Below are 16,648 nucleotides of genomic sequence, written 5' to 3' on the forward strand. Positions count from 1 at the left end.
GGGGCGTGGTGTGCCAGCATCGGTTCATGACCACCGGGGCGGGTGCCGTGGACTCAGTGTGCCGGGCGGTGCCGGACGTGGCGGCTCGCGTCGGCGGTGCGGCCGAACTCGGCGACGAGCTGTCGCGCCAAGTGGGCCGTGTCGTACCGCACGACGGCTATCTGCTCACCGGGTTCGACCCCGTCACGGGTGCCCGCTGCTTCCTCTCCTGTGCGAACAGCTACGACTCCGGTGCCCGGCGCCGCATGGACAGCGAGGACGCCCTCGGCCGCACCCGCAGCCCCGTCGCCGAACTCGTCGACGGCGCCTTCCCCGTCGTGGTGCTCGGCGCCGGTGCCTGGGACGAACGCCCCGAGACGCGCAGGCTCCACCGCCTCATGGCGGCCGACAGCTACGGCAGCGAGATGTGTGTGGCACTGGTGCACCGGGGCATCGCCCGGGGCGCCCTGGTCCTGCTGCGTGAGCGCGGCTCCCGGCCCTTCTCCCCCGCCGAGGCCACGCGCGCCGCCGACCTCGCCGAGCCCCTCGCCCGGGCGGTGCAGGTGTTCATGACGGCCAGACCGCTCCGCCCCCGGCACTTCCGGTTCCCTCCCGTGGTCGTCGTCATCGACGCGGACGACCGGATCACAGGCATGACGTCGACGGGCGCCGATCCCCTGACCCGGCTCCTCCCCGGCGTCTACCCCACGCGGAGGGGCCGCCCCGCCGACCCCGCGGAGCGCTTCGCGTTCCTCTGGCACCTCGCCTACACCGCGCGGCGCACCGCCGCCCCCGCCCTGACCCGCGCCCCCACGTCCCACGGCTGGTTCTCCCTACGGGCCCAGCCGCTGACCGGCGGGACGGCGGGTGCCGTCGTGGTCACGCTGCAACCAGCCCCGGCCGCCGACCTGTTGCCCGCCCTCGCCCTCTGGTACGGCATTTCCGCGCGGGAGCAGACGGTCGTCGAGCAGGCCATGCGGGGCGAAGCCGTCAAGCAGATCGCCCGCCGCCTCCATCTGTCGCCGCACACGGTGAACGACCACCTCAAGGCGATCTACCGCAAGACTGGGGTGGCGAGCCGGGAGGAACTCATCGCCTGCCTCTCGTACTGAGGCTCTCCTGCGGCGCGCGCAAGGGCCGTCGCGGGTCTTGGGCCGGTACGGATGCGGACGCCGGCAGCCGAGGGCTGCTCTGACCCACGTGCGGCGTCTCGACCAGGGCGGGCCCGGCCGTCGATGCGCAGATGGCGTTCACTGACGAACGCGGTGGCCACCGCCGCCTCGTTCACCCGCACTGTGGGCACCGGCACGCGGTTGCGCGGCGCCAGCAGTTCCGCCGCCGCCAGCGAGGCCACTCCGACGCCGGCGTGTGCGGTGGCCACATCCTCGGTACGCGTCATCCGCTCATGGTGCGACACCACCAGGACGACGCCTCGCGCTGCCTCGGCAGTCGCTCGTACGCATCCCGGGACATCCGTGTCCCAGCAGGTCAGGGGCTTGGGAATCCCGACTTGGGTGAAGCGGGCGGGTTGTTGTTGTGGGAGGTTCGCGAGCCGCCGCAGACTCTGGGCACACCCCGTCGGCCGGGTTGCCCGCGGGGTGACCAGGAGGGGAGGTGAGGGTCCCTTCGCCGGCACGGGGGGCCGGCGAAGGGCCGTCCGCGGGAAACGCGCCCGCCCTTCCCTCCCCGGCGCGGGCACGCCGCCGACGCGGCTCCCGCAAGCCCCAGTGTGGGCAAGCACCAGTCGGGCCCGTCGGGCCCCGTCAGGAAGGCATGACGCTCATGCATCGACACTCCGCGGCCGCACTGGCCGCGCTGGCCGCGCTGGTGGCCGCCCCAGCCGCCCCGGCAGCGGCGGCGCCCAGGTCGCCCGCCCTCCCGGACCGGCCACCCCACGCGCACACCAAGAGCCTCCTCTTCGACACGTGGTTCAACGGACAGGGCTACTCACCGACCCTCAGCATCCGGTTCGGAGTGCACCGCTACACCCTCAAGGCGGACTGCGACAGCGACGCCCTGGTGGGGCAGCTCTACCACTCGGCGACCGGCGTCGACCCCCGGGTCGGCAGCGCGTTCAAGGTCTCCTGCAACAGGGCACCGAAGACCATCGACTACCAGTTGCGCGGCGGCTTCTACTACTTCCACTTCATCTCCGGCGTCGACAACACCAACGTGGTCGCCGACGGCGCCTGACCCGTACACCTCACTCAGATCGGAGACCTCCCCATGCGCACCCTGCGTACCTGCCTCGCCTCCGCGACCGCACTCCTCACCCTGGGCCTGGCAGCGGCCCCGGGCCAGGCGGGTGAGGCACGGCAACACCCCGCCGTGCCGCCGCCGCACCGGGCCGCCGTCGCCGCTCCGTTCCACTTCAACATCTGGTTCAACGTGTACGGGTACTCGCCGAAGGCGGACCGCCCGCAGGGCGGCCACCAAGTGTCCCTGCACGGCGGTTGCTCCGGCGACTTCTTGGCCGCGCGGCTCTACCACGTCACGTGGGGACGCGACCGGCCGGTGGGCAATGTCGTCAAGGTCCCCTGCAACGGCGAGACGTCGGCCTATTACAACCTGAGCGGCGGGGAGTACTACTTCTACTTCCTGTCCGGGGTCGACAACACACAGGTCCTCGGCACCTGGCAGTGAGGACGGGTCCCGCACCCGGGTTCCCCCGTCCACGCTGTGACCTCTGGAAGGGTGCGTGCGGGTGAGGTTAGGCTCACCTGCATGAACCATCCTGTGTCCGACCCCGCGGCCGATACCGGCGACCACTCCGATTCCCTCGGCGCCTTCGCCCGGTTCGGGCTCCCCGGGACGCCCGGGACCGAGGAGTTCTGGGCGGCGGCGGGCGCACCCGCTTGCGTACCCGCCGCCGACGGCGGGTGGGTGACCCTGTTCCTGTGGCGCGGGTCGGCGGCGCGCGTCGGCTTCGAGAGCTGGTCGGAACCGGTGTCCCTGAGCCGCTTCGGCGACACGGACTGCTGGTTCGCGCAGGTGCCGATGCCCGCACGGCTGCGTGTGACGTATCAGTTCCTCGTGAACGGCGCGGACGATGCAGACGGCGCGGACGGCGCCGCGTACGCCGATCCGTTGAACCCCTTGGGCGCGGGAGGTGACCGGTCCATCGCCGCGACCCCGGACGCCCCGGCCCAGTTGTACTGGCCCGCTGTCGGCGCCGACGACGTGCTGCCCCTGCCGGGCACCCGGTTGCGCTGGGCGAGCGCACGCCTCGGCGGACGGCGGACCGTACGGGTCCATCCGGTGGGCGGCGGCGGGCCAGTGGTCCTGCTGCTCGACGGGGACGACTGGCTGCACCTGCACCCGGCCATGACCGCCTTCGACGCGGCGTTCGCCGACGGCGCGATGCCTCCTGTGACCCTGGTCTTCCTCCCCGCCAAGGACCGCGAGGCCGAGTTCACGTGCAGGCCCGAGCTGTGGGAGGCGGTCCGCGACGAACTGCTTCCGCTGGTCGCGGAGTCCGGGGTCGCCGTCGACCCCGACCGCCTCGTCGTCGCCGGGCAGAGCCTCGGCGGGCTGAGCGCCCTGTATGCCGCCCTCGAGTTCCCGGGCCTGGTGTCGCGCGTCGCCTGTCAGTCACCGTCGTTCTGGTGGGCGCCGGGCGTCATGGACCTGGCGGACCCACTGGGCGGACCCGTCGGCGGTGTCATCGCGGAGCGGCTGCGCGAGGGCGCCGATCTGTCGGGCCTCCGGGTCGCGTTCGACGTCGGGGAGCACGAGACGCGGATGCTGCCGCACTGCGAGCTGGTCGAGAGCCTGGCCGGGCAGGCCGGTGCGACCGTGCGGGTGTCCCGCTCGGCGTCGGGCCACGACCGTGCGGGCTGGCGGCACGCCCTGCTCAGGGATGTGGCCTGGGCGCTCGCCCGACCGGCCCGTCACGGGGTGGCCGCACCATGAGCTCACCTCACCGGGCGACCGCCCGGCAGTAGCCCTCGTCCGTGGCGAGCAGGTGCCGGTGGGTGTCCTCGGCCGTGATGGCGCCCTCGTCCAGGACCAGGACCCGGTCGGCGACGTCCAGGAGGGCCGGGCTGCTGGTGAGGACGATGGTGGTGCGGCCGCGGCGCAGCTTCGCGACCTTGCGTGCGATGAGCTGTTCGGTGACCGCGTCCACGGCCGTCGTCGGGTCGTGCAGGACCAGGACCTCGGTGTCGGCGGCGAGGGCGCGGGCCAGCGAGAGGCGTTGGCGCTGCCCGCCGGAGAGGTTCGCACCCCGGTCGCGGACGGCGTAGTCGAGCCCTTCTTTGTGGAGGGCGACGACATCGGTCAGCATGGACGCCTCGACGGCCTCGGCGACCGAGCGGCTGGTGCCGGAAGGGTCGATGTTCGTACGGAGCGTGCCCGCGAAGATCTCCCCGTCGTAGGGGTTCACCAGCATGTGCTCGCGGACCGCCGCCACCGAGAGGTCCGCGAGTTCCTGCCCGCTGACCCGCACCGTCCCGTCGTAGGCGTGCGGGGGCACCTTGGCGGCGAGGATCGACGCGAGGTCGGCCGCCGCGTGCGGCTGGTACGCGGCGATCGCCACGAACTCACCGGCGGGCACCTTGAACTTCAGCTTGCGCAGGGCCCCGTGGCGGACGCAGTCGATCTCCACGTCGCCGCCCGCCGCCGGGCGCTCGGGCCCCGGGGTCGTGACCGGCGGGGCACCGAGTACCAGGGCCATCCGCTCGGCGGACGCCCGCGCGATCATCACGTACTTGGGCATCTCCGAGAACATCTTGAGGGGTTCCATGATGAACTGCGCGAGCCCCACGGCCATGACGAGGTCGCCGATGCTGATCTGGCCGTCGAACGCCAGCCAGCCCGCCGTGAGGGTCACGGCGGCGGCGAGGACCGCGTTGAGGGCGAGGGCGGTGCCCGCGTACGCCCCGTTCACCTTGGCCACGGTGATCGCCTGGTGCTTCGCCTCGGTGCTGACCGCGCGGTAGGAACGGAACGCCGCGTGGTTGCCGCCGAAGCCGTGCAGCGGGCGCAGACCGTTGATCAGGTCGGCGACCTTCGCGCCCGCCCGCGCCACCCGCGCCTGCTGTTCCTGGGTGCTGGCGCCGATCCGCTTGGACATCACGCTCAGGACCGACAGGATCGCCACGGTTCCCACGATCACCAGGAGGCCGAGGCGGAGATCGGCGAGGCCGAGCGCGACCGCGGCGACGAGCACCGCGACCAGCGAACTGACGAGGAGCGGCACGACTTCGACGATGTCGGCGGTCTGGTCGGCGTCCTCGGTGGCGATGGTCAGGACCTCGCCGGACTTGAGGTCGACGTCCCTGGCGACCGGCTGCAGGCCGCAGCCCGCGACGCGTACCCGCCAGCGGTGGGCCTCGGTCGTGTTGGCCTTCTGCAGGATGCGCATGCCGAACCGCCACGACAGCGACACCGTCGTGATGATCACGGCGAGCGCGCCGATGGACAGGGCGAGCGAGCCGAGGTTCCGGTCGTCGCGCATGGTGTGTTCGACGATCAGGCCGAGTGCGATGGGGAACGCCGTCTCACCCGCCTGGTAGAGGCCCATGAGGAGGGTGCCCCAGACCATGGCGCCGACGTTGCGGCGCAGTGCGGTCCGGAGGATGTCGGACCCCGGGCGGGGCCGCTGCGTGTCAGGAGTTGTCATCGAGATGGCGGGCAATCGCTTCCGGGGTTCGCAGGGTGAACAGGTCTCGGATCGTGAGGGCGGGACCGAACTCCCGGCGGAGCAGCCCGACGAGGCGCACCGCCAGCATGGAGTGCCCACCGAGGGACACGAAGTCGCTCACCGCGCTCACCTCGTCATCATCCAGGTCCAGTGCCTCGGCGAAGTACTCGCACACCACGGTCTCGGTCTCGGTCTCGGGACCGCGCTCCCCCGCGGTGGTCAGCGCGCCGAGCGGCTTGGCCTCCGGCAGCGCCTTGGTGTCAGCCTTCCCGTTGACCGTCAGCGGGATGCTCTCGACCTGGGCGTAGTGCGTCGGGCGCAGGAAGTCGGGCAGGCCCGCGCCCACCTCGGCGGCGACCGCCGCCAGCTCGGCGCCGTCGATGACGAGGTAGGCGGCCAGCCGGTACGAGCCGTCGACCTGCGGGTCCGGCTGTGCGACGGCGGCGGCGAACCGCACGGCCCGGTGCGCGGCGAACGCGGCCTCGACCTCGCCCAGTTCGACGCGGTGCCCGCGGATCTTGACCTGCTGGTCGGTGCGGCCGAGGTACATCAGGTTGCCGTCGGGCCGCCGGATCACCAGATCCCCGGTGCGGTACATGCGCTCGCCGGGTGTGCCGAACGGGCACGCCACGAACCGGTGGGCGCTCTGGGCGGACTGGCCGAGGTAGCCGCGCGCGATGCCGATGCCCGCCACGTACAGCTCCCCGGGAACGCCGTCGGGCAGCGGCCGCAGCCACGGGTCGAGTACGTACACCTCGGTGTTGTCGATGGGCACGCCCACCACGGGGTCCTGGCACTCGAAGGTGCCGACGCCGAGGGTGTTGATGGTGTATTCGGTGGGCCCGTACAGGTTGTAGCCGACCGTACCCGGTGTCTCGGCGAGCCGCCGCCACAGCGTCGGCGTGACGGCCTCACCGCCGAGCAGGACGAGTGCCGGGCGCCGCTCCGGGTGGTCGAGCAGGCCCTCGGCTGCGAGCTGCTGCGCGTAGGTCGGGGTGACGTTGATGACGTCGATCCCGTGCTCCAGACAGTACGCGACCAGGGCGGGGGCGTCGCGGCGCAGTTCCTCGTCGCAGATGTGCACCTCGTGGCCGTCGGCGAGCCAGAGGAGTTCCTCCCACGACATGTCGAAGGCGAACGACACGGTGTGCGCGATGCGGAAGGTCCGGTGGCCGTGCTCCGCGAGGACCGGTTCGAAGATCCGGCGCTGGTGGTTGATCAGCATGTTGGTGAGCCCGGCGTACTCGGTCACCACGCCCTTGGGCTTCCCCGTCGACCCCGAGGTGTAGATGGTGTACGCGGGGTGCCGCAGGCGGTCCGGGTCGTCCGGTGCGAACGTGACGAACGGTTCGGCCGCGGGCAGCGGCCGGTCGAGCTCGACCAGGTCGCCGGGCCCGACGAGGTCCCCGGTCAGGCGGGGTGAGACGGCGCTCACGGTGAGGATCACGTCCGGTCGTGCGTCGGCGACGATCGCCGCGATCCGCTCGTCGGGGTGGTCGAGTTCCAGGGGTACGTACGCGGCGCCGACGCGCAGCACGGCGAACAGCGCCACGATCGAGTCGAGGGAGCGCGGGAGCGCGAGCCCCACGGTCGTCTCGGGTCCGAGGCCCCGCCGGGCGAGCACCCCCGCCACCGCGCGGCTGCGGTCCCGCAGCTCGGCGAACGTCATGGTCGCGCCGTGGGCGACGAGCGCGACGCGCTGCGGGTGGCGGTCCGCGGCCCGGTCGAAGCGGTCGACGACGGTGTCCGTGCCGACGTCGGTGCGCCCGGCCGGAGCGGGCGGTTGTCCGAGGCCGGGCAGCGCGCCGAGGGGTCCTGTCGACCTGGCCAGGTCCTCCAGGACGCGTACGTAGTCGTCGAGGAGGCGGCGGGCGCCCGCGGTGTCGCCGTCGCGGTGCTCCAGTTTGACGGTGAGCCGGTCGCCGGGTGTGACGACCCAGGTGAACGGATAGTGGGTGGAGTCGTCGGCCCGCACCGACGTGATGCCGTGCCGGGCGTTCATCTCGGCGAACGCGTCCATGTCCAGGAAGTTCTGGAGCACGAACAGGTTGTCGAACAGGGTGTCGTGGCCGCTGGCCCGCTGGATCTCGCCGAGCCCCAGGTGCTCGTGCTCCATCGCCTCGACCCTGGCCGTCTGCACGGCCGTCAGATACTCCTGGACGGTGTCGGCGGCCCGTGCCCGCGTCCACTGGGGCACGGTGTTGAGGAGCACGCCGACGATGTCGGCGAGGCCCTCGCCGTCACGGCCGGAGACGGTCACGCCGAACACGGCGTCGCTGCGGCCCGTGTGGGCGCCGAGCAGCAGCCCGAACGCGCCGGTGAGGACCGAGTTCAGGGTGACGCCGTGCGCCTTGGCGGCCGCCCGCAGCAGGTCCGACTGTTCGGTCGTGAGCGTGTGCACGAGGGTGCCCGGCAGGTCGTCCGACAGGGCGGGGGCCGGTCCCGCGAGGAGCGTCGGGCCCGGCAGGCCCTGAAGGTGCGCGGCCCAGAAGCGCTCCGCCACGGCGGGGTCCTTGGCGGCGAGCGCCCGGGCGTGGTCCTCGAAGCCCGGCGTGGCGGGGGCCGTGTCCACCGGCTCGCCCGCGACGACCGCACGGTAGGCGTCGAACAGGTCCCGCAGCACGATCTCGCGGGACCAGCCGTCCCACAGGAGCAGGTGGTAGCTCAGGAGCAGACCGTCGTGGCCGTCGGGCAGCCGCACCACCGTGAGGCGGATCAGCGGCGGTTCTCCGGTGTCGAAGCCCGTGTCCCGGTCCCGGATCCGCAGGGCCTCCACGTCCGCCTCGCCCGTCAGCTCGACGGTGCGGACGTCGACGCGCCGTCCTGCCTTGAGGACCTGGACCGGGTTCCCGTCGTCGTCGGTGCCGAAGCCCGCCCCGACGACGGGGTGCCGCGCGATGACGTGCGCCATCGCCTCGGCCAGGGCTTCGGGGTCAAGGCGCCGGTCGAAGGTGAACCAGCTCTGCGCGACGTAGTGCCCGGCCTGGCCCGCCATCTGCGCCTGGAAGTACAGGCCGCGCTGGAGCGGGGTGACCGGGGCCGTGCGCTCGGCCGTCGCGGAGGCGGCCGCGATGTGCTCCAGGGCGCCGCGCCAGTGCTCGGTGATCTCGTCCGGGACGCCGTCGGCGAGGGTGAACGCCGCGTGCAGCCTTCCGCTGTCCGCGTCGGTCCACGCGTTGACCTCGACGGCGTACGGGCTGCCCTGGTCGCCGCCGGTGAGGTGCGGCGCCTGGGACTCGCTGCCCCGGCCGAGGTAGTTGAACAGGACCTGCGGACGGGCGGAAAGCAGCGGCGCCGTCTGCGGGTTGAGGTACCTGAGCAGCCCGTACGCGAGATGCGCGCGCTCGTCCGGCTGGCGGTCGGCGACCTCGCGTGCCGCCGCGACCGGGTCGGTGTGCGCGGTGAGGCGCACGGGCGCGATGGCGGTGAACCAGCCGACGGTGCGCGTGTAGTCGTGGTGCGCGAGGGCCGGGACCCGGCCGTGCCGCTCAAGATCGACCGCGAGGTCGGTGGGTGTGCGCTGTACGTGGGTCAGCGCGGTGCGCAGCGCGCCGCACAGCAGTTCGGTGAGTCCGACGCCGAGTGCGGCGGGGGCGGTACGGGTCACGAGGTCGCTCACGTCGGGCGCGAGGACGACCGTGGTCTCGCGCAGCCCGTCGACGGCGGGGTTCGGCAGCAGCGCGGGTGCCTGGAGCGTGCTCACCCAGTGTCCGAGGTCGTCGGTCGCCCGGGCCGCCTGGAGCGTCAGGGCTTCGGCGTACTCGGCGTACGACGTCGTGGGCGGGGCCAGGGCCTTCCCGCTCATGGCGGTGGCCAGGTCGTCGAGAAGGACGAGCCAGGAGACGGCGTCGACGGCGATGTGGTGCGCGGTGACGACCAGGGTGCGGTGCGCCTCCAGCCAGGTGAACGCGATGACGTCCCCGGACCCGGGGTCGAGGTGTCCCGCGGCTTCGTCGGCCACCGCCGTGGCGTCGGTCGCGTCCGTACGGGAGACGGTTGTCTCACGGGCGGGTTCGGTGCGCAGGGCCCAGACGCCGTGCTCGGCGCGCAGCCGCAGCCGCAGCGCCGGGTGGGCGGCCACGACGGCGTTCGCGGCACGCCGGGCGTCGGCGAACCCGGTGCCCTCGGGGGCCTGAAGGGTCCGTGCCTGGGCGAACCTGTCGAGGCTGCCGCCCAGTTCGCGCTGGCGCAGGATGATCGGTGTCGGCGGGAGCGGGCCGTCCTCGTACCGGGTGGGCGCGGGTGCCGCCGCGGCCTGCGGGGCCTGCGCGGCCAGGTGCTCGGCGAGACCGCGCGGGGTCCTGAACAGGAACATGTCCCGGGGCGCGATCGCAAGTCCGAGCGCGCGGGCGCGGTTGATGACGGTGATGGCGACGATGCTGTCGCCCCCGGCCTTGAAGAAGTCGGTGTCGCCGTCGACGTCGGAGCCGGGCAGCGTCGCGGCGAAGATGTCGACGAGTGAGGCGAGTACGGGCCCCGTCGGGGGCGCGGGGAACTGCGCGCCCGGCCCGGACGCGCCCACACCCGAAGACGCACCGGTGTCGACCGCGGCCCGCTCGGCCCGCTCAGCCTGAGCCTCCCGCTCGGCCAGAGCCTCCCGATCCAGCTTGCCGTTGACGGTCAACGGCAACGCGGCGGACGTGAGGACCCGGCTCGGCACCATGTGCACGGGCAGCTTCGCGGAAAGCAGCGCGGCGAAGTCGGCGGGCACCCGGCCCACGACGTGGGCCACGAGGTGGTCGCCACTGCCGGCGACGGTGACGGCCGCGTCGACCACGCCGTCGAGGCCCCGTACCGCGGACTCCACCTCACCGAGTTCGATGCGGAAGCCCTTGAGCTGCACCTGGTCGTCGGCGCGACCGGTGAACCGCAGCTCGCCGTCGAGCGTACGGCGGGCGAGGTCGCCCGTGTGGTACATGCGGGAGCCGTCGGCCGCGAACGGGTCCGCGACGAACCGGCCCGCGGTGAGTCCGGCCCGGCCCAGATAGCCGAGCGAGACCTGGTCACCGGCGACGTAGATGGCGCCGACGCGGCCCGGCGGGACCGGTCGGAGCCGGTCGTCGAGCAGATACGTGACCAGGCCGGGGATCGGGCCGCCGATGGGGCTGGCGTCGTCGCCGGCGTCGAAGTCGGCGTCCGTCAGGACCCGGTGGGTGACGTGCACGGTGGTCTCGGTGATGCCGTACATGTTGACGAGCTCGGGCGCGGCGGTGCCGTGCTCCCGTACCCAGCCGCGCAGCCGTCCGAGGTCGAGGGCCTCGCCGCCGAAGATGATCCTGCGGAGCGCGGTGGCGGGCGCGCCCGCGTGCCGGTCGGCCTCGATGAACTGGTAGAACGCCGACGGTGTCTGGTTGAGGACGGTCACCCCGTGCTCGCGGACGAGGCGGTGGAAGTCGACCGGGGAGCGGGTCAGCGCGTACTCCGGAACCAGCAGCTCACCGCCGTGCGCCAGCGCGCCCCACAGCTCCCAGACCGCGAAGTCGAAGGCGTACGAGTGGAACTGGACCCATACGTCGTCGGGGCCGAACTCCATGGCGGGCCGGGTGCGGGCGAGCAGGGTGACCACGCTGGAGTGCGGGACGACGACGCCCTTGGGCCTGCCGGTGGAACCGGAGGTGTAGATCACGTACGCGGGGTCGTGCCAGCCTGGCTCGGGCGCGGGTACGGCCGGGGCCTCGGGCAGGGCGTCCCCCTGGACGAGTACGCGGGCCCGCACCCCGGCCCGGGTGAGGAGTCGCGTGAACCGGTCCCGGTGTTCGCCGTCCACGAGGACGACCTGCGGGGCGGCGTCGGCGAGTATGTACTCCAGGCGTTCGTCGGGGTGGGCGAGGTCGAGCGGTACGTACGCGCCGCCCGCGGCGACGATCGCGACCAGGGCGGTGACCTGCTCGACGGAGCGCGGCACGGCGACGGCGACGCGCTTGCCGGGACCGACTCCGGCCGCGCGCAGGGCCGCGGCCAGTTCGTTCTTCGCGGCAGCCAGTTCCCCGTAGGTCAGCGACCGGGTGTCGCCGTCGAGTCCGCACTGGGTGACGGCGGTGGCGGCGGGGTCGCGCAGGGCGGCGGCGTCGAACAGCGCGCCCAGGGTCGTCGGGGTGACCTGGTCCTGATACGTCCCGCTCGCGGCCGCCAGGTCGTCGATCCGGGCTTCGGGCCGGGTGAGCAGGCCGGTGAGGGCCCGGGTAAAGGTGTGCAGGATCGTTTGCGCGGTCGCTTCGCCTAGGAGTGCGCCGTCGTAAATGAGGTTGAAGCGCGGGCGGCCGTCGAGGGTGCGCTCCACCACCAGCGTCAACGGATAGTGCGGGGCGCCCTCGTTCACGATGTCGGTGACGACGAGCGTGTCATCGGGCCGCCGCAGGGCCTCGACGTCGGTCGCGACGTCGAAGACGACCAGGGTGTCGAACAACGGGCCCGCGCCGGCCTGGCGGCCGATCCTGGCCAGTGAGACGTGCTGGTGCGCGAGGACCGCGCTCTGGTGTGCGCGCACCGAGGCCAGCAGGTCACTGGAAGTGTCGCCGGCGGCCCAGCGGGCGCGTACGGGAACGGTGTTGATGAACAGACCCACCATGTCCTCGATGCCGGGCACGTCCGCGTCACGCCCGGACACCGTGGAGCCGAACACCACGTCCCTGCCGTGCAGGATGCCGCCGAGCGTGACCGCCCAGGCGCTGTGCACGGCCACGCTCAGCGGCACTCCGGCCGCGCGGGCGGCCGCGTCGATGTCGACGCCGTCGGCTTCCACCGCGGTGTCGGCGAACCGCTCGGAGGGGGTGTGTCCCTCGGCGACCAGGGAGGCGGCGGGCAGTTCGGCGAGTTCCTCGCGCCAGACCCGGTCGCTGTCGTCGTCGTCGCGTTCGCCGAGCCAGCGTACGTAGTCGGCGAAACCACCCAGCGGATACACGGTGCCCGGCGCGTGGTACTCGGCGAGGAGCGCGCGCAGCATGGGCGGCACCGACCAGCCGTCGGCGACGATGTGATGCACGGTCTGCACCAGGACGTTCCTGCCGGAGCCCGCGCGGACGAGGGTGTAGCGCATCAGCGGCCCGGTGGCCAGGTCGAAGCCCGCCCTGCGGTCCTCCTCGGCGTACGCGCGGATCTCGGCGTCGGTGATGCCGGGGCGGTCGAGGGTGGTGAAGGGTGCCTCCACGCCGCCGTCCAGGACGGAGACGACCCGGCCGTCGGCGAGGGCGACGAACCGCGCGGCGAGGTTCGGGTACAGCGTGAGCAGCCGGGTGGCCGCCGCCGCGAGCCGCTCGGCGTCCACCTCGCCGTCCAGCGTGAGGAGTTGCTGCTCGACGTAGGCGCCCGCCGATTCGTCGTCGAAGACGGAGTGGAAGTACAGGCCTTCCTGGAGCGGGGTCAGCGGCAGGACGTCCCGCAGCGCCGGTCCTTCCAGGGCGTCGACGTCGGCCTGCGTGAGGGGCACCAGGGGGAAGTCGCTGGGCGAGTGGCCGCCGTGGTCGAGCGCGGCAAGGCCGGTCAAGGCCTCGCGGAAGTACGCGCCGATGGTGGTGATGTCCTCGTCGCTGAACATCCCTTCGGGCCAGGAGATGGTGGTGACCAGCTCGTACTCGCCGCTCGTGGAGGGCGCACCGTGCGTGGAGGGCTCGCCACTCGCGGCGGGCGCACCGATCGCGGCGGGTTCGGCGATCGCGTTGAACTCCAGGGCGCGCGGCAGCCGCATGGCGGGGTCGCGCTTCTCGCCGAGCTGCCCGGTGGTGTGCGCCAGTTGCCAGTCCCCGGGGGCGCCCGCGTCGAAGCGGCCCAGGTAGTTGAAGAGGACCTGCGGTGCGGGGGCGTCGAACGCGGTGTCTGCCAGATAGCGCAGGGCGCCGTAGGAGACGCCGTTGCTCGGGACCCGCGCGAGGTCTTCCTTGACGGCCTTGAGCGCGGCGGCGAGGAAGGCGGGCGCGGTCGGGCCGGTGCCTTCCGCGGGGGCGCCGGGGTCCACGGTCACCGGGAACAGGGTGGTGAACCAGCCCACGGTGCGTGACAGGTCGGGCTCGAAGCCGGCGGCGTCCGCCACGAACTGGCCCTCGCGGCCGTGGCCCTCCAGCTCGATGTGGGCGAACGTCTGGTCCTGCCCGAGGTCGCGGCGCCACCTGGCGAGGGAGACGGCGAGCGCGGTGAGGAGGACGTCGTTGACGCCCGCGTGGAACTTCGCGGGTATCTCGCCGAGGAGCGCGGAGGTGACGTCGGCGCCGACCGATACGGTGCGTATCCGCTCCCGCGCGACGGTGTCCGCCTCGGAGCGGGCGCGCCTGCCGATCGGCTGGTCCGCTCCCGGCAGGGGCCGCTGGAAGTAGGCGCGGTCGGAGTCGAATCCGGCACTGCCGAGGAGCTGTGTCCAGCGCCGGAAGGAGGTGCCCACCGGGGGCAGTTCGATCGGTGCGCCCTGCGCGTGCTGCCGCCACGCGGTGGCCAGGTCCTCCATCAGGACCCGCCAGGACACGCCGTCGATCACCACGTGGTGGGCGACGAGCACGAGTTGACGCGCCGCGCGGCGCCAGACGGCGCGCAGCATCACGCCGTCCGCCGGGTCCAGGCCCTCAGTGGCGAGGGCGACGCACTCGTCGAGCGTCCTGTCGCTCTCCTGCCATCCCACGGCGGCCCGGTCGGCGCCGGGGATGTCGAAGCTCCAGCGGGCGCCGCGCACCAGCTTGGCGCGCAACATGTCGTGCCGGGTCACCACGGCGGTGAGGAGCGCGTCGAGGGCGTCGGCGGTCAGGTCCGCCGGGGTGTTGAGGACCACGGACTGCACGAAGCCGTCGACGGCGTCGGTGGTCTCGCCGAGCCACTGCACGATGGGCGAGCCCACGACGGCACCGGTCGCGGTGTCGTCGTGGTCCACGGTGGCGACGTCCTCCCGGCTCGCCACGGCGGCAAGGGCGCCCAGGACGCTGTTGCTGAAGATCTGCCGCGCCGTGACGAAGAGGCCCGCGTCGCGCAGCGCGCTCAGGAGCGAGATCGCCAGGATGCTGTCGCCGCCGAGTTGGAAGAAGTCCTGGTCGGCGCCGACCTCGTCCAGTTGGAGGAGCGCGGCGACCGTCGCACATACCACGCGTTCGTTCTCGGTGGCGGGCGCGACGAGGGCGCCGGTGCCGACGACGGGTTCCGGCAGGGCGTTGCGGTCGAGCTTGCCGTTCGCGGTGAGCGGGAACTCCGGCATCACGACGACGTGGGCGGGCACCATGTACTCGACCAGGTGCGCGGCGGCCCACGCCTTGACGTCGTCCGCCGCCAGGTCCTCGCTCCCGGCGGCCGGGATCACGTATCCCACGAGGTAGGTGCCGCCCGCCGCGTTCTTCTTCGCGACGACGCAGGTGTGGCGCACCCCCGGGTGCTCGGCGAGACCGGCTTCGACGTCCTCTATCTCCAGGCGCATGCCGCGGATCTTGATCTGGTTGTCGGCGCGCCCGAGGAAGTCCAGGGACCCGTCGGGGGCGAACCGGGCGAGGTCACCGGTCCGGTAGAGGCGGGACCCGTCGGCGGCGAAGGGGTTCGCCACGAACCGGGACGCCGTCAGTCCCGGCGCGTTGACGTAGCCGCGGCCCAGCAGGAAACCGCCCACGTACAGCTCGCCGCCGACGCCGACGGGGACCGGGCGCAGTTCGTCGTCGAGGACGTAGAGCTGGGTGTTGGGGTTGGCCTTGCCGATCGACGTCGACAGGCGTTCGGCGGCGCCCCGGTAGATGACGTGGGAGACGCCGATGGTCGTCTCGGCCGGGCCGTAGCCGTGGTACATGGGGATGTCGAGGCGGGTGCGGAACCTCTCGTACAGCTCCGGGGTGAGGACCTCGCCGCCGCACCACACGTGCCGCAGGCTGTCCAGGCGGCCGGAGTCGCCGGCGATCTCCAGGAGGACGTCCAGCATGGACGACACCAGGTAGGTGAAGGTGACGCGCTGTTCGGCGATCACGCCGATGAGGTGGTGCGGGTCGCGTTCGCCGCCGGGCCGCAGGACCACGAGCCTGCCGCCGCACACCAGCGGCAGGAAGATCTCGTTGAGGGAGATGTCGAAGGACAGCGGCGCCTTGAACAGCGACGCGTCGTCGTGGCCGAAGCCCAGGATCTCGTTCACCTGCCACAGCAGGCGTTCGCTGATGGCCTCGTGGCGGATCATCGCGCCCTTGGGCCGCCCGGTCGAACCGGAAGTGAAGATCACGTAGGCCAGGGAGTCGCCGGGGGTGGTGATCCCGGTCCCCTCGGTGGGGTAGGAGGCGTACCTCCAGGCGTCGAGGTCGACGGCGACGGCTTCCGGTTCGCCAGGTTCATGGCCGCCGGTGGCGTTGAGCTGCACCACGATCCGGGCGTCGTCGACGACGACGGCACGGCGGGCGGCGGGCCACTGCGGGTCGAGCGGCACGAAGGCGCAGCCCGCCCGGAGCACGCCGAGAAGGCCGATCACCATCTCGGCGGAGCGGCCGAGGGATATGCCGACCACCTCTTCGGCGGCGAGCCCGCGTTCGAGCAGGTGGTGCGCCAACTGGCTGGACAGCTCGGCTGCCTGACGGTAGGTCAGGGTGCGGCGCTCGTCGACGACGGCCACCGCGTCGGGGCGGGTCCGCGCCTGTTCGAGGAACATCTCCACGACGGTCGGCCGGACGCGGTCGGCCGCGGTGTCGTTCCACCGCGCCAGGGCTTCGAGGCGCGCCGCCGCGTCGGAGGGGCCGATGGTGCCGAGCGGCCGGTCGGGGAAGTCGGCCAGGTCGTCGAGGGCGCGCTGCGCCTCGGCGGGTTCGACGCCCTCCGGGACGGTGATGCTCAGGCCGTCCGCGCCGGGCCGCCATGCGCCGGGTGCGGTCCCGCCGTTGTCGACCCAGCCGATGACGTCGGCGAACAGGGTGCCCGCGGTGAGGTCGATGCCGCTCGGGCCCTCGCCCGTCGCCCAGTACTCGAGGCCGATGGCGCAGGCTTCGATGAGGGTCCTGTCGGAGTAGTCGCCCGTACGCCGGCGTACGTCGGCCAGGCGTTCAGGGGTGAGCAGTACGAGACCAGCGCGCGATTCCGTCATCGGAGACTCAG

At 72.8% G+C, this 16,648-nt stretch carries 6 protein-coding genes; 4 read left to right on the forward strand and 2 right to left on the reverse strand.

The genetic code is table 11. The features are described from left to right. Positions 1–26 precede the first annotated feature (26 nt). The 4 genes from IG78_RS50870 to IG78_RS0100315 all read left to right on the forward strand — a co-directional run bounded on the left by IG78_RS50870 (position 27) and on the right by IG78_RS0100315 (position 3,891). Positions 27–1,091: a helix-turn-helix transcriptional regulator gene (locus IG78_RS50870; protein ID WP_225881880.1), complete on the forward strand. Its 1,065-nt coding sequence runs from the start codon at positions 27–29 to the stop codon at positions 1,089–1,091. 661 nt (positions 1,092–1,752) lie between these two features. Continuing rightward, a complete protein-coding gene (locus IG78_RS0100305) occupies positions 1,753–2,172 on the forward strand; it encodes a hypothetical protein (RefSeq protein WP_030558800.1) in 420 nt (139 codons plus the stop codon). Between the two features lie 33 nt (positions 2,173–2,205). Further along, the gene (locus IG78_RS0100310) at positions 2,206–2,622 is read left to right on the forward strand and encodes a hypothetical protein (RefSeq protein ID WP_030558802.1); all 417 of its coding nucleotides are present in this window, start codon (positions 2,206–2,208) and stop codon (positions 2,620–2,622) included. Positions 2,623–2,703: 81 nt separating this feature from the next. Beyond that, positions 2,704–3,891, forward strand: coding sequence for an alpha/beta hydrolase-fold protein (locus IG78_RS0100315; RefSeq protein ID WP_030558803.1), 1,188 nt, complete (start codon positions 2,704–2,706; stop codon positions 3,889–3,891). A gap of 7 nt (positions 3,892–3,898) precedes the next feature. On the opposite strand, the gene IG78_RS0100320 is transcribed toward IG78_RS0100315, so the two are convergent. Both IG78_RS0100320 and IG78_RS0100325 read right to left on the reverse strand, forming a co-directional pair. Next, positions 3,899–5,602 (reverse strand): ABC transporter ATP-binding protein, encoded by a 1,704-nt coding sequence (locus IG78_RS0100320; protein WP_030558804.1) that lies wholly within the window; start codon positions 5,600–5,602, stop codon positions 3,899–3,901. Next, positions 5,589–16,637: a non-ribosomal peptide synthetase gene (locus tag IG78_RS0100325; RefSeq protein ID WP_030558805.1), complete on the reverse strand. Its 11,049-nt coding sequence runs from the start codon at positions 16,635–16,637 to the stop codon at positions 5,589–5,591. Before IG78_RS0100325 ends, IG78_RS0100320 begins: the two co-directional genes overlap by 14 nt. Positions 16,638–16,648: the final 11 nt, after the last annotated feature.

This window comes from Streptomyces aureocirculatus (genome assembly GCF_000720475.1).
Lineage (GTDB): Bacteria > Actinomycetota > Actinomycetes > Streptomycetales > Streptomycetaceae > Streptomyces > Streptomyces aureocirculatus.

Bases quoted from the DNA above. Each gene is read 5' to 3' on its own strand.
- IG78_RS50870 (WP_225881880.1), top strand. From the start codon at position 27: ATGACCACCGGGGCGGGTGCCGTGGACTCAGTGTGCCGGGCGGTGCCG.
- IG78_RS0100320 (WP_030558804.1), bottom strand. From the start codon at position 5,602: ATGACAACTCCTGACACGCAGCGGCCCCGCCCGGGGTCCGACATCCTC.
- IG78_RS0100315 (WP_030558803.1), top strand. From the start codon at position 2,704: ATGAACCATCCTGTGTCCGACCCCGCGGCCGATACCGGCGACCACTCC.
- IG78_RS0100325 (WP_030558805.1), bottom strand. From the start codon at position 16,637: ATGACGGAATCGCGCGCTGGTCTCGTACTGCTCACCCCTGAACGCCTG.
- IG78_RS0100305 (WP_030558800.1), top strand. From the start codon at position 1,753: ATGACGCTCATGCATCGACACTCCGCGGCCGCACTGGCCGCGCTGGCC.
- IG78_RS0100310 (WP_030558802.1), top strand. From the start codon at position 2,206: ATGCGCACCCTGCGTACCTGCCTCGCCTCCGCGACCGCACTCCTCACC.